General features: G+C 40.7%; 12 protein-coding genes. All 12 read left to right on the forward strand.

The window, feature by feature from the left end:
- Positions 1-37 precede the first annotated feature (37 nt).
- The 12 genes from H4075_RS05585 (at position 38) to H4075_RS05640 (ending at position 21422) form a co-directional block, all read left to right on the forward strand.
- A complete protein-coding gene (locus H4075_RS05585) occupies positions 38-2743 on the forward strand; it encodes a family 78 glycoside hydrolase catalytic domain (protein ID WP_255460350.1) in 2706 nt (901 codons plus the stop codon).
- A gap of 8 nt (positions 2744-2751) precedes the next feature.
- Positions 2752-3765 (forward strand): zinc-binding alcohol dehydrogenase family protein, encoded by a 1014-nt coding sequence (locus tag H4075_RS05590; RefSeq protein WP_182804933.1) that lies wholly within the window; start codon positions 2752-2754, stop codon positions 3763-3765.
- Between the two features lie 34 nt (positions 3766-3799).
- On the forward strand, positions 3800-4786 hold the full coding sequence (locus H4075_RS05595; protein WP_182804935.1) for an aldo/keto reductase: 987 nt from the start codon (positions 3800-3802) through the stop codon (positions 4784-4786).
- Between the two features lie 81 nt (positions 4787-4867).
- Entirely contained in the window at positions 4868-7282 is a 2415-nt protein-coding gene (locus tag H4075_RS05600) for a sugar-binding domain-containing protein (protein ID WP_182804937.1), read from the forward strand.
- 181 nt (positions 7283-7463) lie between these two features.
- Entirely contained in the window at positions 7464-8210 is a 747-nt protein-coding gene (locus H4075_RS05605) for a DUF3826 domain-containing protein (protein WP_182804939.1), read from the forward strand.
- A 50-nt stretch (positions 8211-8260) separates the two neighbouring features.
- Positions 8261-11461 carry a SusC/RagA family TonB-linked outer membrane protein gene (locus H4075_RS05610; RefSeq protein WP_182804940.1) on the forward strand — a complete coding sequence of 1067 codons (3201 nt, stop codon included), beginning with the start codon at positions 8261-8263 and terminating at the stop codon, positions 11459-11461.
- A gap of 32 nt (positions 11462-11493) precedes the next feature.
- Complete coding sequence (locus tag H4075_RS05615; protein ID WP_182804942.1) at positions 11494-13347, forward strand: RagB/SusD family nutrient uptake outer membrane protein; 1854 nt, start codon at positions 11494-11496, stop codon at positions 13345-13347.
- A gap of 25 nt (positions 13348-13372) precedes the next feature.
- A complete protein-coding gene (locus H4075_RS05620) occupies positions 13373-14305 on the forward strand; it encodes a hypothetical protein (RefSeq protein WP_182804944.1) in 933 nt (310 codons plus the stop codon).
- 105 nt (positions 14306-14410) lie between these two features.
- On the forward strand, positions 14411-16057 hold the full coding sequence (locus H4075_RS05625) for a pectate lyase family protein (protein WP_182804946.1): 1647 nt from the start codon (positions 14411-14413) through the stop codon (positions 16055-16057).
- Between the two features lie 92 nt (positions 16058-16149).
- Positions 16150-19125, forward strand: a complete 2976-nt coding sequence (locus tag H4075_RS05630; protein WP_182804947.1) for a DUF6298 domain-containing protein — start codon at positions 16150-16152, stop codon at positions 19123-19125.
- 3 nt (positions 19126-19128) lie between these two features.
- The gene (locus H4075_RS05635) at positions 19129-20502 is read left to right on the forward strand and encodes a glycoside hydrolase family 140 protein (protein WP_182804949.1); all 1374 of its coding nucleotides are present in this window, start codon (positions 19129-19131) and stop codon (positions 20500-20502) included.
- 2 nt (positions 20503-20504) lie between these two features.
- A complete protein-coding gene (locus tag H4075_RS05640) occupies positions 20505-21422 on the forward strand; it encodes a glycoside hydrolase family 43 protein (RefSeq protein ID WP_182804951.1) in 918 nt (305 codons plus the stop codon).

The following is a 21422-nucleotide window of genomic DNA, read 5'->3' on the forward strand; positions in this document are numbered from 1 at the left end:
AATGAAACGTTGCTTGTTGATAATGCTGATGTCTTGTATGAGCTTTTTAGTAAATGCTCAGCAAATAACTGTTGCCAATCTTCGCTGTGAGAGTCGCAGCAATCCTTTGGGTGTAGATGCAACACAACCAAAACTCAGCTGGCAGTTACAATCAAAGGAACAGAACGTATTACAAACGGCTTATCGCATTTTGGTAGCTGATGATGAAGCATTGCTGAAAAAAAACATTGGTAATGTGTGGGATTCAAAACAAATCAAATCATCTGCATCAATACAAGTCGCTTACTCAGGTAAAGCTTTGCAATCTGCAAAAAAATATTTCTGGAAAGTACAGGTATGGGATAATAAGGGCAATGTATCAGCATTGAGTGCTACAGCATTTTGGCAAATGGGTTTGTTACAAATGAAAGACTGGAGCAATGCGAATTGGATCGGCTATGAAGAGATCAACGATACTGCCATCATTGCGCCGCATGTGCACCAGAGTGGAAAGAAAGCATGGGGACCAAGAAAAGATATTCTGCCAATTCTCCGCAAAGAATTTGCAGTTGCAAAAAAGATCAAACAGGCAACGGTGTTTATTTGCGGTCTCGGTCATTTTGAATTAAGCATCAACGGCAAAAAGATCGGCGATCATTTTCTTGCTCCCGGCTGGACGAATTACAGCAAGCATGCACAGTACGTAACATTTGATGTAACAGAAAATCTGCAACAGGGAAAGAATGCTATTGGTGTAATGCTCGGCAATGGGTTTTATTATATTCCTTCTGAACGTTATCGTAAAATGACGGGTGCTTATGGTTATCCAAAACTGATTGCAAAAACATTGATTGAATTTACTGATGGAACAACACAACAGATCATCAGTGATGAAAGCTGGAAGGCAGATAAGTCTCCCATCATCTACTCAAGTATATTCGGTGGTGAAGATTATGATGCGAATCTGTTTCAACAGGGATGGAACCAAGCCGGCTTTAATGATGCAGGTTGGAAACATGTCACCATCACAAAGGGTCCTGCCTTACTTGAGTCGCAAATGAATGAACCAGTGAAAGTGATGCAGCAACTGCAAACACAAACCAAGCGAGAATTAAAAGCAGGTGTTACGTTGTATGATCTTGGACAAAATTTTTCTGGCGTTCCATCCATTACTGTAAAAGGTAATAAAGGTGATACGGTGAAATTGATTTGTGGCGAACTGATCAACGAAGATGGAACAGCTAATCAAAAAGCAACCGGCAGTCCTTCTTTCTTCACCTATATTTTAAAAGGTGATGCTGAAGAAAGTTGGCATCCTTTGTTTACTTATACCGGCTTTCGCTATGTGGAAGTGCATTGCAAGCCGAAAGAAAATAATCAAGCGTTACCGCAGGTGGTAAAGCTCGAAGGTTTGCATATCCGCAATGCGGCTGCCACCGTTGGTTCGTTCAGTTGTTCAAATGATTTGTTTAATCGTACGCATACATTAATTGATTGGGCTATTAAAAGTAACATGGTGAGTGTGTTTACTGATTGTCCGCACAGGGAGAAGCTTGGCTGGCTGGAAGAAACACATTTGGTTGGAGCTTCAGTTCATTATAATTACGATATAGCTGCGTTGAATAAGAAAGTGATCAGGGATATGAAGAATGCACAATATGCAAACGGAAAAATTCCGGAGATCGCTCCTGAGTTTACAGTGTTTACGCCGCCGTTTGACGAATCGCCTGAGTGGGGTAGTGCATCGATCATTTATCCCTGGTATAACTATCAATGGTATGGCGATAAAGAAACTTTGCTGCAATCATATGATATGATGAAGGCCTATGTGCTCTATCTGAAAAGCAAAGCGAATAATAATATCTTGTCGCATGGGTTGGGCGACTGGTTTGATATCGGGCCGAATAAATCCGGCTTTGCACAAATGACAAAGATGGGCATAACCGGAACTGCTACTTTTTATTATGATCTCAACATCATGATCAAAGTAGCAACGATGTTGAAGAAGAATGATGATGTAAAATTCTATCAGCAATTGGCAGCCGATGTTAAGACTGCTTTCAACAAAACATTTTTTGATCCAATCAAAATGCAATACGATTCTTCCAGTCAAACCGCCAATGCAATGGCCTTGTATATGGGATTGGTGGAAGAGAAAAACAGAGCAGCGGTGGTTGATGCGTTGATCCGTGAAATCAAAAGCAGGAACAATGCTTTAACAGCTGGGGATATTGGTTACCGTTATGTATTGAAAGCATTGGAGCAGGCCGGAAGAAGTGATGTGATCTTTGATATGAACTATCGTGATGATGTGCCGGGTTATGGCTATCAACTCAAACATGGAGCTACTGCTTTAACAGAAAGCTGGCAGGCATATGAATCAGTATCAAACAATCATTTTATGCTAGGGCATTTAATGGAATGGTTTTATGCCGGTCTTGCAGGTATCAAGCAAACAGAAAATTCTGTAGCGTATAAAGAAATTATGATCAAGCCGGAAGTAGTGGGGGATGTAACAAATGCAAAAGCAAGTTTTGAATCACCGTATGGTTTAATTAAAACTGAGTGGACAAAAACAACTTCATCATTTAACTTGCAGGTGGAAATTCCTGCTAATAGTACAGCAGTTGTGTATGTGCCTGCAAACCCGGGGCAAACTGTATTGCTGAATGGAAAGAAAGCAACAGCAGTTTATGCTGATGGAAGAGCCGTTGTGAAGATTGGTTCAGGTAATTATCAATTTAGTGTAGTAAATAACGAATAAAAGATTTTATGAAAGCATTAGTGTGTCAGCAACCGGGTTCGTTTGAATATTTAGAAAAAGAATCACCCGCAATTCAACCCGGTCGTGCTATTTTAAAAGTAAAACGTATCGGCATTTGCGGAACTGATCTGCATGCCTTTGAAGGAACACAACCTTTCTTTGCTTATCCACGTGTACTCGGTCATGAGCTGGGTTGTGAAATTGTACAGCTAGATGCAGATGCAGGTTTTGAAGTAGGCGAACGTGTAACACTCATTCCATATTTCAATTGTGGTGAATGTATTGCCTGCAGAAATGCATTGCCCAACTGTTGCGCTGCCATTAATGTATTTGGTGTGCATGTAGATGGTGGCATGATGGAATTTATTTCTGTTCCAACATCTGCATTGCTTCATGGCGGCGATATGAGTTTCGATGAACTGGCCTTGGTTGAACCATTGGCAATTGGTGCGCATGGTATTCGTCGTGCAGGAGTACGTTCAGGAGAATTTGTGTTGGTGATTGGTGCAGGGCCAATTGGTTTGGGTATTATGGAGTTTGGTCGCATTGCAGGTGGACAGGTGATTGCGATGGATGTAAATGATACACGTTTGAATTTCTGTCAGGATAAACTGAAAGTGCAGCATACCATCAATCCGTTGAATGAAGATGTGATGCAGCGTTTAAAAGAAATTACCAATGGCGATATGCCAACGGTAGTGATTGATGCAACAGGCAATCAAAAGGCGATCAACAGTGCATTTCTCTACATGGCGCATGGCGCAAGATATGTGCTCGTTGGTTTGCAGAAAGGTGAGTTGATCGTCAGTCATCCTGAATTTCACAAGCGGGAAGCGACATTGATGAGCAGCCGTAATGCCACGCAGGAAGATTTTGATCATGTGATGATGTGCATGCGCAACAAGCTGGTTGATCCGGCCACTTATATTACACATCGTGTACAGTTTGATGAAGTGAAAGACAAGTTCAAAAGCTGGCTCGATCCGAAGAATGGTGTGATCAAAGCGATGGTGGAACTGTAATTTTGCCGCAATTATTCAAAGAACAACAACAATTATGCAATACAGAACATTAGGCAAAACAGGATTCAATATTTCAGCGATCAGTCTTGGTACATGGCAGGTAGGTGGTAAATGGGGCAGCGCATTTGATGAGATAAATGCAGATGCTATTTTAAATACAGCCGTAGATAACGGTGTCAACTTTATTGATACAGCCGATGTGTACAGTGATGGCGAAAGCGAAAAAGCTATTGGACGTTTTCTCAAAACAAGAAAAGAAAAATTATTCGTCGCTACAAAATGCGGACGACAAATTCAGCCGCATGTGAACAAAGGCTACACGCCTGCTGTGTTGAGAAAATATGTGGAGGATAGTTTGAAACGTTTGCAGGTTGAAACCATTGATTTGATTCAGCTGCATTGTCCGCCAACAGCGGTATATTATCGTCCGGAAATTTTCGGGTTGTTTGATGACTTGAAAAAGGAAGGAAAGATTCAGCATCTTGGAGTAAGCGTAGAGAAAGTGGAAGAAGCATTAAAGGCGATTGAGTTTGATAATGTAACAACTGTGCAAATCATCTTCAATATGTTCCGTCAGCGCCCAGCTGAATTATTTTTTGAACAGGCGAAGAAGAAAAATATTGGTGTCATCGTACGTGTGCCGTTGGCAAGTGGCTTGTTAACCGGTCATTACACAGAGCAAACTGTTTTTGAAAGTGGCGATCATCGTCAATTCAATCGAAATGGTGAATCATTTGACAAAGGCGAAACATTTTCCGGTATTGATTATGCAACGGGTTTGCAGGCGGTAGAAGAATTGAAACAAATCGTTCCTGTTGGTAAAAATTTAGCAGCACTGGCGTTGAAATGGATACTCGATTTTGATGCGGTCAGCACAGTTATTCCCGGCGCTTCAAAACCGGAGCAGGTAACACGTAACCTGGAAGCATTGAATGAAGGATCACTGAGCAAAGAACAAATCCAACAAGTGCAAGCGGTGTATGAAAAGTATATCAAAGCATCGGTGCATCATTTGTGGTAAATTTTTTAACCACGAAGACGCAAAGGCAGAAAGATGCACAAAGAAACTTACCGCCTTCCCGTCTTCCCGGCAGAAAACAAAATGAAGTTGATTAAAAATATATTACTCGTTGTTGCTTTGTTGCTGAGTTTAATTTCATCAGCACAGGTTCGTTCAATTGTTGATTTCAACAACGGCTGGAAATTCTTTTTAGGTAACGATAGTCTTGCAAGCAATGCAAACTATAACGATTCCAAATGGAGAAGCTTAAACTTACCACATGACTGGAGTATTGAAAGCAATTTTTCTTCTTCCTTTCCTGCAACCAATCAAGGTGGAGCATTGCCTGGTGGTACTGGCTGGTATCGTAAAACATTTACTGTTCCTCTCTCATTCAAAAACAGAATTACAAGAATTGAGTTTGATGGTGTTTATAAAAACAGTGAAGTATGGATCAACGGTCATTATCTAGGCAAGCGGCCTTACGGTTATATTAATTTCTCATACGACCTCACGCCGCATTTAAACTACGGCAAGCCGAATGTGATTGCAGTGAAAGTGGATAACAGTCTCCAACCCGATTCTAGATGGTACAGTGGCAGCGGTATTTACCGGGATTTGAAATTGGTGTCAACAAATAATATAGCTCTTGCAGAAGCTGGCGTCTTCATCACAACACCCGTCATCAATAAAAACAAAGCAACTGTTTCTGTTAAATACAACGTATCAAATACAGGTAATCAAAAAGAAATCGTAAAGCTCTACACCGATGTGTATGATGCAACAGGAAAGAAGGTTGCTACATCAAAACATATTGTGCTTCGTTCAATACCAGTTGGTGGATATTCCTATGCTGATGAATTGCAAATCAACACACCGCTACTTTGGTCAACAGCAAAACCATATTTGTACAAAGCCGTTACAAGAATTGAACGTAATGGTCAATTGATTGACGAGGTAAAAACAACCTTCGGTATCCGTTCATTCCACTTCGATGCAGCCAATGGTTTCTTCCTCAACAATCAACCCTTGAAAATCCAAGGTGTTTGTATGCATCACGATCTCGGTGCATTAGGTGCGGCTTATAATCATGCAGCAGCAAAACGCCAATTGAAAATATTGAAAGAGATGGGCGTGAATGCTATCCGTTTCTCACATAATCCACCCGCAGCAGCGCTTCTTGATCTCTGCGATGAAATGGGTTTTCTGGTACAGGTAGAAGCATTCGACATGTGGAAGAAAAAGAAAAACAAATTTGATTACAATCTTTACTTCGATGAATGGCACGAACGTGATGTACAGGCAATGGTGCTGCGAGATCGTAATCATCCTTCTGTTTTTATGTGGAGCATTGGTAACGAAATACGGGAACAGTTTGACAGCACCGGTACAACCATTGCCAAACGTTTGGTTGATCTTATCAAAGCAATCGACACAACTCGACCTGTTACCTGTGCACTCACAGAAAATTTTCCGGAGAAAAATTTCATCTGGAAATCGGGCGCATTAGATGTGCTGGGCTTTAACTATAAGTTGTACGATTATGCAGAGTTGCCGAATCGTTTTCCCGGTCAATCATTTGTAGCAACAGAAACAGCATCTGCATTATCATCAAGAGGCTCATATGATATGCCGAGCGACAGTAATCGTCTCTGGCCACCCGATGGTAAAACGCCAACTGTAAAAGGTAATGCAGACATGAGCGTATCCGCTTATGATCATGTGTATGCTTATTGGGGATCTTCCCACGAAGCTGCATTGCTTGCAGTGAACAAATACAAGTTCATGTCGGGCATGTTTGTGTGGAGCGGGTTCGATTTTATTGGTGAACCGGTTCCTTATGCATGGCCTGCACGCAGTTCTTATTATGGAATTGTTGATCTGGCAGGTTTTCCGAAAGATGTTTACTATCTCTATCAAAGTGAATGGACAACAAAACCGGTGCTTTATCTTTTTCCGCATTGGAATCACAATAATGGCGATACGGTTGATGTGTGGTCATATTACAACAATGCCGATGAAGTGGAATTATTCCTCAACGGTAAATCGTTAGGCAGCAAATCGAAACCAAACGATGTCTTACATGTTAAGTGGCGTGTACCTTACCAACCGGGCGTAATAAAAGCGATATCAAAAAAGAACGGGAAAGCGATACTTACTAAAGAGATCAGAACATCAGGCACACCTGCAAAAATTCAACTCGTTGCAGACAGAACGAAAATCAAAGCCAATGGAACTGATCTGTCATTCATTACTGTAAAACTGTTAGATAAAGACGGAAATCCTGTTCCAGATGCCGACCAACTTATTGAATTCTCTGTCACGGGCCCTGGCTTTTTAGCCGGTACAGATAACGGCTTTCCGGCCGACAGCACCTCTCTCAAAAACCACAAAAGAAAAACCTGGAAAGGAATGGCATTGGCGATTATACAATCGCAGCAAAAAAAGGGAAATATTACAGTTACTGCAAAATCAGCCGGATTAGGAATGTCTGTTATTTCATTGAAAAGCGAGTAATAACAGGAGCATATGGGTTACGGGAACGATTGCGTAGTTTTTGGGTGAATAGTAAAATGTTCCATCTTAATAGCAAAACCTTACATTTTTAAGGCTGACAGCAAATGTACCTTTAGTTCGTGAATGACATGATTGGATCTGGTCCGAAAAACATTCACCTAAAACGATTAAATGCTGTAGAATGAAAAGATATTTGCTTGCATATAATTCTTGTGTTTCAAACAAACTGATCAGTAGCGTTTCTTCATCGCTCCGGTTGTTTTCTGCATGCAAAGCCCTTCATTTATTTATTGCTTTTTTATCCGTGGCAGTTGTTCATGCGCAGGCAAACAAAACTGCTGACTCTGCCTATTTAAAAGTGATCACAGAACGTTCAGCAAAGATCGTCAATACACTTTCAATCAAAGATTCTGCACAATACAAACGTGTAGTAAGTCTACTTGCACAACAGTATAACAGTATTAATAATATACACGAAGAAACTAAACTCGCTTTAGCAGCAATCAAACAGCAATCGATCACCGCTCAGGAATCTGCTCTTCAGGTACAAAAGCAAGAAGAAAAAAAAGTGGCGCAGCTTCAGCAACTGCACAACTCTTTTCTTGCCGGGTTACAAAAGGTTATTTCTGAAGAGCAGATTGAGCTGGTGAAAAATGGAATGACTTACAATGTGCTGAATGTGACGTATACTGCGTATCTCGACATGATCCCCACCCTAAAAGAAGACCAGAAAAAGAAAATCTATGAATGGCTGATAGAAGCAAGAGAGCTTGCAATGGACGGCGAATCATCAGATAAAAAGCACGCCATCTTCGGAAAGTATAAAGGCCGCATCAACAACTATCTGTCTGCTGCCGGTTACGATCTTACCAAAGAAAGAGAAGAGTGGCAAAAACGATTGAAAGCAAAAAAAGAGTCTTCTAAATAAACAACTACTGATCATTATCATTCAACCCCAAAAGCAAAATGCCATATAACATGAAGTATTTGCGACAACCAAAACTGCTGTTACTCACTGTCTTCTCATTTTTGACAGTTACCCTGTTTGCACAGGAAGTTACGATTACAGGTACAGTAACAAATAAAGAAAACGGCCAACCACTCGAAGGTGTATCTGTTCGTGTTAAAAACTCAACTACAGGTACAACCACGAACAATCTTGGTAAGTTTACAATTAAAGCTCCGTCTTCAGAATCTATTCTTACGTTTTCGTATGTTGGGTTTGGTATTTTTGAGCGTAAAGCCGGTGCAACAGGAGCAATAACAATTGATCTGGAAAGGAAAGAAGACCGCATGGAAGAAGTGGTTGTTATTGGTTATGGAACTAAAAAGAGAGTAAATGTACAAGGATCTGTTGCCACCATTAAAGCAGCAGACATTGAAGATTTGCCGGTAGCAAACATTCAATCGGCATTGATCAATCGTTTACCGGGTGTAGGGGTAAACTTCAGTTCTGGTAAACCCGGTTCTACAACAACACTTAACATTCGTAACTCTACCACATTCCCCGGAGCGCCTACTGGTGTTACCAACCAGCCATTAATAGTAATTGATGGTATTATTGCCAATCCAACACAATGGGCACAGGCGCCAAATGCAGATTGGATGGAGAATATTGATGCCAGCCAGATCGAAGACATTACCTTTTTGAAGGACGCCTCAGCTGCTATTTACGGTGCTGCAGGTGCAAAAGGTGTTGTATTGATCACTACTAAAAAGGGTAAGGCAGGTAAACCAAAAATTTCGTACTCTGGTTATTTTGGTGTGTCAACAGAAGCAGTAAAAACAAAAACACTTACTGCTTATGAACATGCACAATTTCTCAATGATGGTTTTGAATTAAACGCAAGACCATTAACTGAGCGTTTTTCACAAGCTGATCTCGACTCATTAAAAGGTATTCCTGACAGATCATGGTACGACTATTTCTGGAAAAATGGTAAAGTGCAGCGCCATACAATTAACGTATCGGGCGGTACAGATAAAGTAACCTTATTTGCTGGTGGTAGTTATTATAATGAAACGGGCAATTTTGGTATTACACAAAATAATAAATACAGTTTCCGTACCGGTATGAACGCCACAATTGTGGATGGTCTCAGTGCACAGGTAAACTTTGCTTCAGACTTTAACAGGGAAAGAAGTAATAACTGGAAAAATGCAAGCTCTGAAACAGATGACGCAACTATACGTGCAATGTATCTTACACCTAAATGGATACCTGTTGAGATCAACGGCCTGCCGGTAGGTTTTGGCGGTAATGCAGCACCGAATAACCAAACAGGTAATCCCTGGAGTATGTTGGGTGTGCACAATGCAGGTACTTACAGAGATGCAAAATCACAAGGCCTTTCTGTAAACGCATCGTTAGAATGGAAGCCGAAGTTTGTTAAAGGGCTTTCTGCAAGAGTACAATACGGAAATAACAATCGTACAAATAATGCATTAGGATATTATCCAACTTATTTGGTTTACCTCTTTCAACCAAGAGGGCAAAACGGTTTGCTCCTGTCTGATCAACTTGCTGCTACACCAACAAGAAGAGTTACCAGCCAGTCAGATCAGATCGAAGAGGGTATCACAACTTCTAAAAACTACCAGTTTATTACACAACTTGCTTATGGTCGCAAATTTGGCGAACATGATGTAGATGTGATGGTAGCATTCGATCAGGGTGAAGCAGAAAGTAAAAACTACCTGTTATCAAAAACAGGTCAGATCGTTGCAGGTGTTGATGAATTCTGGGCGTTCAGTAACGATCCTTCAACTTTAGGAAGTATTCAGGATGCCTTGCGTAACCCTCAATTCTTTAAAAGCTCAAAGCGTTCTTATCTCAGCAGGGCTAACTATTCATTTAAGAACAGATATTTCTTTGAATTCATTGGCCGTGCCGATGCGTCTGTAAACTTTTTACCAACACGGAGATGGGGCTTTTTCCCAACTGTAGGTCTTGGCTGGAAGATCAGTGATGAAAACTTTTTCAGAGATGTAATGTTTGTGAACTCGTTAAAGCTCCGTGCCAACCTTGGTATAGTGGGTGAAGACAGGGTAGGTAACCGTCTTTGGGAATCAAGGTTTACGCAAACAACCGGCGTGGTAATTGGCAATTCAGTTACTGGCGGTTTAGATCCAAACGTTTATCCTAACCCGGACATCACATGGGAAAAAGCAAGGTCTCTCAACGTAGGTATTGATGCAACTGTGTGGGATAACAAAATCAATTTCACTGCTGATTTTTATCACCGTTATAATTACGATGGTTTTGATACGTATTCAACAAACGTATTTCCTCCAACAGCAGGTATTCCTCCTCCTGTTGTAAACTATGGTCAGGCAATAAGCTGGGGTTCTGAATTCTCTGTTGGCTACCGCACAAGATTTGGTAAAGACTGGGGCTTTAATGCAGATGTAAACTTTGGTTGGAGCAACAGTCAGTTGTTACAGTCATTCTATAACGAAGCTTTGCTCGGAACTTATGGACCTGATCAGATTGGTATTGCGATAGGCAGAGATCCACGCAGATACAATGGTACCAACACAGGCTACATCGCAAAAGGAATTTTGCGTACACAGGCAGATGTGGATGCTATATTATCAAAAAATCCAAACTACTTAATTGGTGGTGCTAAACCACAGGTTGGTTTCATGGATTTTGAAGATATCAATGGTGATGGACAAATCAATGATCTTGACATCACAACCATGTACGACAAAACAAGTCCTGCTGCTTCATTTGGTATTACGTTAGGAGCAACTTACAAAGAGTTTAAACTGCAAATGAATATGAACCTGCGTATTGGTGGTAAAGTAGCGTATGACAGTGAAGCAAGAAAAGTACCTACTACAACACAAAATGCGCCTGCTTTCTGGGCCAACCATTGGACACCAACTAATCCCAACGGAAAATATCCGAGGGCAGATGCTCCGCTTGCAAGAGAGAACTCTACTTTCTGGCTTGTTGATGGTACACAAAGCCGTATTAACAATGCTGTGTTATCATATCAAATGCCAAAGAGAATTGCAGCTAAACTTAGAATTCCGGATTTAAGAGTTATGGTTACAGGTACAAACCTGTTTACTCTCATCAATCCGTTTAAATATAAAGATCCATACACTTCAAATTTTGCAAACTATCCTACACTCAGAACTATTTCATTGGGTGTTAACGCAAGTTTATAATGTTGAATCTTAAAACAACAAAACGAAAAAACATGAAGCAGATAAAATATACAGGTTCTTTTATACTGGCAGCCATCTTACTGCTGTCAGCTACCTTGTCGTCTTGTAAGAAAGATTCGGAGTTTTTTGATATTGAAGATCCACAGGGTATTGATTCAAGAATTTGGAATGATCCGGGAGCAATTGGATTGTATTTAAACAGGGCATATGGTCTTATTATTCCGCAATGGCCTGCACCGGGAACAGCACCGGGAAATATTCATATTACCTCCGATGAAATGAATGGTGGCAATACAGCATTCTTATATGGTACATTACTGGAAAATAACGTAACTGATATAGGTACTGCAAGTAATAACGTTACAGCAAACCGTTACTTCGATGCAAGGAGATGTAATCTTGCACTGGAAGGAATTGATACCAGCTCTACATTGACTCCTGACGTAAAAAAAGTATTAAAAGGTCAGTTCTTTTTCCTCCGTGCATTTGTTTACTTCCGTATGGTAAATCTTTATGGTGGTGTTCCGCTGGTACTAAACGTACAGCAACTCTCTAATGACGGCGTACCCGCTGTGCCACGTTCAAAAACAAGTGAGTGTATTGCGGCAATTGTAAAAGATCTGGATTCTGCTGCTGCAAATTTGCCAGCCAGTTGGCCAACTGCTGAAGCTGGTCGTGTAACTAGAGGTGCAGCTGCAGCAATGAAGGGTAAAGTATTGATGTATTGGGCAAGCCCGCAATTTAACCCAACCAATATTATGAGCCGTTGGGAAGATGCTTATCTTGCTAATAAAGCAGCGTATGAGCAATGTGTTGCAGATGGCTACATCCTTATTCCAAGATATTCAGATATCTTCTTAACTGAAGATCATAAAGAAGTATTGATCGTTAGAAAATATACTACCACAAGAGATTGGGGTACTAACATTGAAGCTATTACAAGACCTATCTCAGAAGCACCGGGCGCAAGCGGGTCATTCCAGCCAACATGGAATCTTGTTCAATCTTATCCAATGAGTAATGGATTACCAACTTCTCATGCATCATCAGGTTATAATGCCGTTCAGTTTTGGCAAAGCCGTGATCCGAGATTTGATGCAACCATTGCATACAATGGAGTATTATGGGCTTTAAGTGGAAAGACAACACGCCGTCAATGGCAATATAATAGTGTAATTGATGAAACAGCAGGTTCAATTGTTACAGGTTTTTATAACAGACGCTATTGCAACACTACACTTACACCTACGCAGGCGGCTTACGCCTCAGGTACTGGTGGTGGCAACGGAATGGATTGGATAGAAATGCGTTTTGCTGAAGTTGTATTGAACCTGGCCGAATGTGCGAATGAAACAGGTCGTTTAGCAGAAGCAAAAACTTATACAAGACAAACAAGACAAAGAGCGGGTATTGTTGCAGGTGCTTTTGATTACGGATTAGATGTTGCAACAGATATCGCATCGATGCGCACGCTTATTTTAAATGAGCGCCAGGTTGAGTTTGCCATGGAAGGTAAACGCTACCACGATTTAAGAAGAACAAGAAACCTGCATCTTTTATCTAACAGGCTCTCTTATAAACTTGCAGTAAAACTTCCGTATGTAGCAGGTCCGCTTCCTTCAGGGGGTCCTGTTGCCGGCAGAACATATATTGATGTGCCGAATGCGCTAGGCCAAAGACCAAGAGATACCATCAATATCAATAACCTTGCGTCTTACACAGCCGTGTTTACAACTCCGGGAACTGTTGCTACTATTGAAGGCTCAAATGTTGTAAGTGTTCCGAGTAAATATTATTTCTATCCATTGCCTAATTTTTTCACCCAAAATTTCTTTATTGAGCAAACAATTGGTTGGGTAAATGGCACATTCGATCCTTTGCAATAGTTCTTAACTCAAAATTATTATGACAATGAAAAAATATTTAACAGGAGTTCTTGCAGCAGGTTTGTTATTGACGGCATGCGAGAAGAAGGTAGACCCGGTTGATACATTTTATGTAACGGTTGATTATAAACAAACATCTCCCAAAGACATAACAGGAAACATTGAATTAAATCCCAAAGACAGTATTTATCTGAACTTTACTATTTCGTCTCCTACCGATATGTCTTATATCGAAATACAACGAAATGGTGTTCGGATAGATACATTTCAGTTACAGAATTTAGCAAACAAAAAGAGTTTTTCTGCCATCAAAGGTTATATGGTAGATAGCTCTGCAGGGGATTATGTTTACAGAGTGCTGGCAAGAAATAACAAGGCTGTATTTATGGGCGATGGCGGAAAACAACTGAAAGTAACAGTAAAACCGGATTTTGATTTTTGGTCATACCGCATCCTGCAGGTTCCTGATTCTGTAAGCAAAACCAATAACTGCTATTATTCATCGGTTGATGGCAAACTTTACAGTTATACAACCGGTGCGGCAGCTTCTGCATCTATTGATTTTGGTTACTATTGGGATACAACAGGAAGAGGTACCACAGCAACAGGTGATGATTTAAAACATTGCATTTATGCATTAAGTGCACCACAAAATCAACTTGATTATTACGACATTTCTTCATGGACAAAAAATGCAACTGTCTTAAAGAAAATGCCCACTTCTGTTAATTTTATAACAGGCTTAAGGTCGGCAGGTGCTATTAATACACTGATCAAAAATAATATGACTTCAGGTACTTCATCTAAGATAACATTGGTGAGTACAGCCGGAGGAAGTAATGTTATCGGGTTCCGCACAGTATCGGGTAAATTCGGAGCAATATCCATACGTTATGTAAATGGAGATTCTCCAAATAAAACAACATATATTGAAGTGGATGTAAAAGTGCAGAAATAATTTTTGTATAACACAAATAAGAAAAGAGAAAGTGTTATCACTTTCTCTTTTCATTAGAGCAAGATTGAGTGTAAGAAATCGTCATAAAAGATATAAATCAGAATCATGAATTTACTTCGTAAAAGAATTTGCACAGTTGCAGTTTGGTTAGCAGCAGCAGGAAGTGCATTTGCACAATATCCTGATATTCCAAAAGATGTTCAGCAGGCATCTGATTCATTAATGCGTGCTGCCAACAAACATTCCGATTCTGCATGGCAGGTTGCATGGCCAATTATTCAGAAAGAAGCAAAAGAAGGCCGGCCTTATATTCCATGGGCTTCACGTGTGGATGAATTACCACAATCAGACATACTTGCATTTCCAGGTGCAGAAGGTGGTGGCCGGTTCAGCTTTGGTGGCCGGGGTGGTAAAGTATATGTTGTTACAAATTTAAATGATGATGGTCCCGGCAGTTTACGTTGGGCTTGTGAACAAGGCGGTGCAAGAACGGTTGTGTTTAATGTTGCGGGCATCATTCGTTTGAAAACACCATTGATGATCCGTGCGCCTTATATCACTATTGCAGGACAAACAGCTCCCGGTGATGGTGTATGTATTGCAGGTGAAAGTGTTTGGATCAACACACATGATGTGATCATTCGTTATATGCGTTTCCGCAGAGGTGAAACATGGGTTGGCAGAAGAGATGATGCAATTGGTGGTAATCCCATAGGAAATATCATCATCGATCACGTTAGTGCAACATGGGGTTTGGATGAGAACATGAGTATGTATCGTCACATGTACAACGACAGTACAGGAAAAATTGAAGATAAATTCGGTACAGTAAATATTACGATTCAGAATTCTATTTTTGGAGAAGCTCTTGATACATGGAACCATGCATTTGGCAGCACCTTAGGTGGTGAGAATTGCACCTTCATGCGTAACCTTTGGGCCAACAATGCAGGCCGTAATCCTTCCGTTGGTTGGAATGGTATTTTCAACTTCGCTAACAATGTTATTTTTAATTGGGTACATAGAAGTATTGATGGTGGAGATTACAGAGCACAATATAATATCATCAACAATTATTTTAAACCAGGTCCTGCTACCCCAAAGAATAATGTAGGTCATCGTATTTTAAAACCTGAAAGCGGAAGAAGCAAACTCAAAGACAAATTTTATGGTCGTGCATATGTGCATGGCAATATCATGGAAGGTTATCCTGCAATTACCAAAGACAACTGGAATGGTGGTGTGCAGGTAGAAGAAGAAGGCGATGCAGGTGAATATCTTGCAAGTATCAAATGGCCCAAACCTTTACCAATGGCACCAATCACGATCTTATCTGCCGAAGAAGCAAAAGTATATGTGCTTACAAACGCAGGTGCAACATTACCAAAGCGTGATGCAGTTGATGCAAGAATTGTAAAACAGGTTACAACCGGAAAAATTGAAATTGCTCCGAATGTAAAATTGCCTGAATCTCAGTTCAAGCATCGTCGGATGCCGATTGATTCTTACAAGATCGGTATCATCACAGATCCTTCACAGGTAGGTGGTTATCCTGAATACAAAGGAACGCCTTATCTCGATAGTGATAATGATGGCATACCTGATGCATATGAAGCAAAGAACGGGTTGAATGCGAAAGATGCTTCTGATGCAGGTAAAATTGCAAAGAATGGCTACAGTAATATTGAAAATTACCTGAACAGTGTGGTGAATGTGAAAAATGTAAAACCAACGCCAGCGGTGAAAAAATAATCAACACCGGTTATAGAGTTCTGTTTTGTATCTTTTAGTAAGCAAAAGGCCGACAGTAACTTTAGCGTGTATTTAAAATCAACCGGCAAACAGTGAATAAAAAAATCGCATACAGGGTTCTGATTCTATTCAGCTTATTTATACAACAGGCTTTACTTGCGCAAAAGCAGGTAAAGCCTGTTCCTCCTTTATATAGTGAGAAAGGTAAGTTGATGTACACTGCGGATGCGCAGGGGAATCGTATTCCTGATTTTTCATACTGTGGTTACAAAGCTTCTGAACAACCAATCCCGAATATTGATGTGAAAGTTGTTGTGCCTGTGAAAGCAGGCGATGCAACGCTGCGTATTCAGTCGGCGTTGGATTATGTAGCTTCATTGCCTGCAGATGCAAACGGATTTCGTGGTGCGGTGTTATTGCAGAAAGGAACATACGAAGTGTTTGGACAGTTACGTATTACAGCATCAGGTGTGGTGTTGCGTGGCAGTGGCACCAATGCAACAACGATTATCGGCGCAGGAACAGGACGTTTAGCACTGATTAAAATTGTTGGGAAGAATACAATTTCCAAAGAACTCACCGGCTTAAAGATCACCGATGCATATGTGCCGGTAAATGCAATGAGTTTTCATGTAGATCAATCGATCAACATAAAAGATCATTCCAATAAAATTATTATCCGTCGTCCATCAACAGCCAACTGGATAACTCTATTAGGCACTGATCATTTTGGTGGTGGTATTACAGCATTGGGTTGGAAGCCCGGTGAACGGGATCTGTTTATCGATCGTACGATTACAAAGATCGAAGGCAATACTGTTTACATTGATGCGCCAATTACAACTGCATTGGATACTACGTATGGTGGAGCTACTATGTATTTTTATAATAATGGTGGTCGTGTTGCCAACTGCGGAGTTGAAAACATAAAACTCATTTCCACTTTCGACAAAACAAACCTCAAAGACGAAGATCATCGCTGGAATGCCATCAATATTGAGAATGCAGAAGACTGCTGGGTACGTCAAATTACATTTCAGCATTTTGCAGGCAGTGCAGTAAGTGTATTAGAAACATCGAAACGTATTACTATTGAAGATTGTATTTCATTAGCTCCCGTTTCTGAAATTGGTGGACAACGTCGGTATACATTTCTAACTACTGGTCAGCAAACGTTATTTCAACGTTGTTATGCAGAGAACGGTTATCATGATTTTGCTGTAGGATTTTGTGCACCTGGCCCCAATGCATTTGTACAATGCGAATCAATCCTGGCTTATAGCTTCAGCGGAACAATTGACAGTTGGGCAAGCGGTGTTTTGTTTGATGTGGTGACTGTTGATGGCAATGCATTACGTTTTGGTAACCGTTGGCAGGATGCTAACGGTGCAGGCTGGACGGCGGCCAACAGTTTATTCTGGAATTGTAGTGCAGCACGTATCGATTGTTACAAACCACCAACTGCACAAAACTGGGCATTTGGCAGCTGGAGCCAGTTTGCAGGCGATGGTTACTGGAACGAATCAAACAATACTATCACACCAAGAAGTTTATACTATGCACAGTTGCGTGAGCGACTCAATAAAAATATTGATCAACAGGCACAGATCATGGATGTGCCAACAGAAGCAAGCAGCAGTCCTTCGGTTGAAGTGGCGCAGGAATTAACGAAGGAAGCATCAAAGCCAAGATTGCAACTAAAAGAATTTATTGCACAGGCATCTGTTCGAAATAAAATTCCTGTTGATGCAGGAAGCAGAAAGACAATCGATCAGATAGGCATTAAAAAAATAAGCACTCCAACACTCGGCCCGTCATTGCAAATTAAAAACGGCGTTTTGGTAAGAGGAGATGAATTACTTACAGGCAAACGTTCAAATGTTCAATGGTGGAGTGGTGGTGTGCAGGACAGAGATATTCAACAATCGAAATGGCATATCACACGGTTTGTTCCCGGACGATCAGGCAAAGGTTTAACGGATGATCTTAACGAAGTTGTGGATGAAATGAAAACTTCAAACACTATTGCTATTGAACACAACTATGGTTTATGGTACGACAGAAGAAGAGATGATCATCAACGTGTTCGCAGGATGGATGGAGAAGTATGGCCACCGTTTTATGAACTGCCTTATGCAAGAAGTGGTAAAGAAACTGCATGGGATGGTTTGAGTAAATATGATCTCACAAAATTCAATCTCTTTTACTGGAGTCGCTTGAAACAGTTTGCTGATCTGGCTGATCAGAATGGATTATTACTCGTTCATCAAAATTATTTTCAACATAACATTATTGAAGCCGGTGCACACTATGCCGATTTCCCGTGGCGTACAGCAAATAATATCAACGCCACTGGCTTTGTTGAGCCCGTGAATTACGCAGGTGATAAACGCATTTTCTACGCCGAACAGTTTTATGATCTTTCAAATCCTGTTCGCAGAGAGTTGCATAAGAAATATATCCGTCAGTGTTTAAACAATTTCAACGATAACAACGGGGTGATACAATTGATTGGTGAAGAATTTACAGGTCCAACACATTTTGTAAAGTTCTGGCTCGATGTTATTCGTGAATGGGAAAAAGAAACGGGCAAGCATCCGATCATTGGATTGAGTGTAACGAAAGATGTGCAGGATTCTATTCTGGCAATACCTGCATATGCAGCCGTTGTTGATCTCATCGACATCCGTTACTGGCATTACCAGGCTGACGGTACAACGTATGCACCAAAGGGTGGAGAGAATCTTGCTCCACGTCAACATGCCCGTTTGTTGAAACCAAAGAAAACAAGTTTCGAACAGGTGTATCGTGCAGTAAAAGAGTATCGATCAAAATATCCAACGAAGGCCGTTGTTTACAGCGGAGATAATTATCCGGAGTTTGGGATAGCGGCATTCATTGCTGGTGGAAGTTTACCTGTATTGCCTGAAAATATTGACGCATCAATAATAAAAGCAGCAGTTGGCATGAAGCCTGTTGCTTCCGCCAATGCCAATGAATATGTATTGAGCAATGGCAAGAACAGTATTATTTATAACACAGGTACAAGAAAATTCGAAAGACGATAATTAATGAAGAACAGATTAACGATATTATTTGCTTTACTGTCATTGTTTGCAAATGCACAAATGCAGCAATTGAAAGTATCCGCCAACAAGCGATTCTTTCAAACTGCAGATGGAAAACCATTTTTCTGGATCGGTGATACGGGCTGGTTGTTATTTGTAAAATGCAGTCGTGAAGATGCTATCCATTATCTCGAAACAAGAAAGCAGCAAGGCTTTAACGTAGTGCAGGTAATGGTGCTGCATGATATGAACAATACGAAGAATGTGTATGGTGATTACGCCTTGATCAATGAAGATGCATCAAAACCAAATGTTACGTCGGGGAATAATTTCGCAGATACTGCAGCTTACGATTATTGGGATCATGTTGATTTTGTGGTGAATGAAGCGGCAAAGCGGGGTATCTATATGGCAATGGTTCCTGTGTGGGGCAGCAATGTAAAAGGCGGAAAAGTTAATGCACAACAAGGTGAAGCTTATGCAAAGTTTTTGGCAACACGTTATAGAAACAGAACAAACATAATCTGGCTCAATGGTGGTGATGTAAAAGGAACAGAAGGAATGGATGTGTGGAAAGTGATTGGCCCGACCTTGAAGAAATATGATCCAAAGCATTTGGTTACTTATCATCCTCGTGGAAGAACATCTTCAAGCGATTGGTTTCACAATGAAGCATGGTTAGATTTTAATATGTTTCAAAGCGGACATAAAGATTATGCACAGGATACCAGCAGTAATGAAACAAATCACTACGGCGAAGACAACTGGAAGTTTGTTGATGTAGATTATAAATTGAAACCGGTGAAGCCGACTTTTGATGCGGAACCTTCTTACGAAAATATTCCGCATGGCTTGCATGATAGTTTGCAACCACGCTGGACAGATGCTGATCTGCGTCGTTACGCCTACTGGAGTGTGTTTGCGGGTGGTGCTGGTTTTACGTATGGTGAAAATTCAACCATGCAGTTTAACAAAATGGGCGACTGGACAGCTAATTATGGTGTAAGAATGAATTGGAGAGAAGCGTTACAGTCACCCGGTGCAACACAAATGATTCATTTGAAAAAACTCATGTTGAGCAAAACCTATTTTGACCGTGTGCCTGCACAGGAGCTGGTGGTTGATAGTGGCGAACGTTACAACCGTGTTGCTGCAACAAGAGGAAGTAACTATGCAATGCTCTATGTGTACAATGGAAGAGATTTTAAAATTGATGTATCGAAGTTGAAGTTCGTGCCGTCGAAAGCAAATTGGTTTAATCCTGCAACCGGCAAACAACAACCGGTGAAAGGGTACAAGAAAGGTATCAGCAGTTTTGATCCGCCTGGTGAACAGAAAGATGGAAATGATTGGGTATTGATCCTTGAAAAATTGTAAGCATGCGTTTGAAGTCAGTTATCATTTATTGCTCATTACTCATCTTTCTTGCTTCCTGTTCAAGTAAAGCATACCTGTTCACTTCCTTTCACGAGCCGGCGAATGAAGGTTTGCGGATGTTGTACAGTTATGATGGCAGAAACTGGAACGATTTGGATACAGTTCTTTTACAACCGAAAGTGGGCAACCAGAAAGTGATGCGTGACCCATCCATGGTGCAGGGTCCTGATGGAACTTTTCATTTGGTTTGGACGAGTAGCTGGCGTGGTGATCTTGGTTTTGGGTATGCTTCATCAAATGATCTTTTCAACTGGAGTGAACAACAGTTTGTTCCTGTTATGAAGCATGAACGAACTACCGTGAATACATGGGCGCCTGAATTGTTTTATGATGATGAGCAAAAGCAGTACATCATTATCTGGGCAAGTTGCATACCGGGTAGATTTGAACGTGGTATTGAAGAAGATAGTAACAATCATCGCATGTATGTAACCACAACACCTGATTTTAGAACGTTCAGTGATACGAAATTATTTATCGATCCAAAATTCAGTGTTATTGATGCAGTGATCGTTAAACGGAAGAAAGATGATTATGTGCTGGTGTTGAAAGATAATACACGACCGGAGCGAAATATTAAAGTTGCGTTTGGCAACTCCCCGCTTGGTCCATGGAAGAATATTTCAAAACCCTTCTCTGATAATTTTACAGAAGGGCCAGCTATTGTAAAACTAAAAGATGAATGGTTGATCTATTTTGATTCGTATCGGAAGAAAATTTATGAAGCAGTTGCAACAAAGGATTTTATCAGTTTCCAAAATGTAACTACGACAGTAAGAGTGCCGGAAGGGCATAAGCATGGAACAATTGTTCCGGTGAAGAAAAAAGTCGTAAAGAAGTTATTAAAGAATAAGCAGTGA

This window comes from Lacibacter sediminis (genome assembly GCF_014168535.1).
Lineage (GTDB): Bacteria > Bacteroidota > Bacteroidia > Chitinophagales > Chitinophagaceae > Lacibacter > Lacibacter sediminis.

Coding starts and splice junctions, on each gene's coding strand:
- H4075_RS05600 (WP_182804937.1), top strand. CDS start 4,868: ATGAAGTTGATTAAAAATATATTACTCGTTGTTGCTTTGTTGCTGAGT.
- H4075_RS05615 (WP_182804942.1), top strand. CDS start 11,494: ATGAAGCAGATAAAATATACAGGTTCTTTTATACTGGCAGCCATCTTA.
- H4075_RS05595 (WP_182804935.1), top strand. CDS start 3,800: ATGCAATACAGAACATTAGGCAAAACAGGATTCAATATTTCAGCGATC.
- H4075_RS05620 (WP_182804944.1), top strand. CDS start 13,373: ATGAAAAAATATTTAACAGGAGTTCTTGCAGCAGGTTTGTTATTGACG.
- H4075_RS05625 (WP_182804946.1), top strand. CDS start 14,411: ATGAATTTACTTCGTAAAAGAATTTGCACAGTTGCAGTTTGGTTAGCA.
- H4075_RS05640 (WP_182804951.1), top strand. CDS start 20,505: ATGCGTTTGAAGTCAGTTATCATTTATTGCTCATTACTCATCTTTCTT.
- H4075_RS05610 (WP_182804940.1), top strand. CDS start 8,261: ATGAAGTATTTGCGACAACCAAAACTGCTGTTACTCACTGTCTTCTCA.
- H4075_RS05635 (WP_182804949.1), top strand. CDS start 19,129: ATGAAGAACAGATTAACGATATTATTTGCTTTACTGTCATTGTTTGCA.
- H4075_RS05585 (WP_255460350.1), top strand. CDS start 38: ATGAGCTTTTTAGTAAATGCTCAGCAAATAACTGTTGCCAATCTTCGC.
- H4075_RS05605 (WP_182804939.1), top strand. CDS start 7,464: ATGAAAAGATATTTGCTTGCATATAATTCTTGTGTTTCAAACAAACTG.
- H4075_RS05590 (WP_182804933.1), top strand. CDS start 2,752: ATGAAAGCATTAGTGTGTCAGCAACCGGGTTCGTTTGAATATTTAGAA.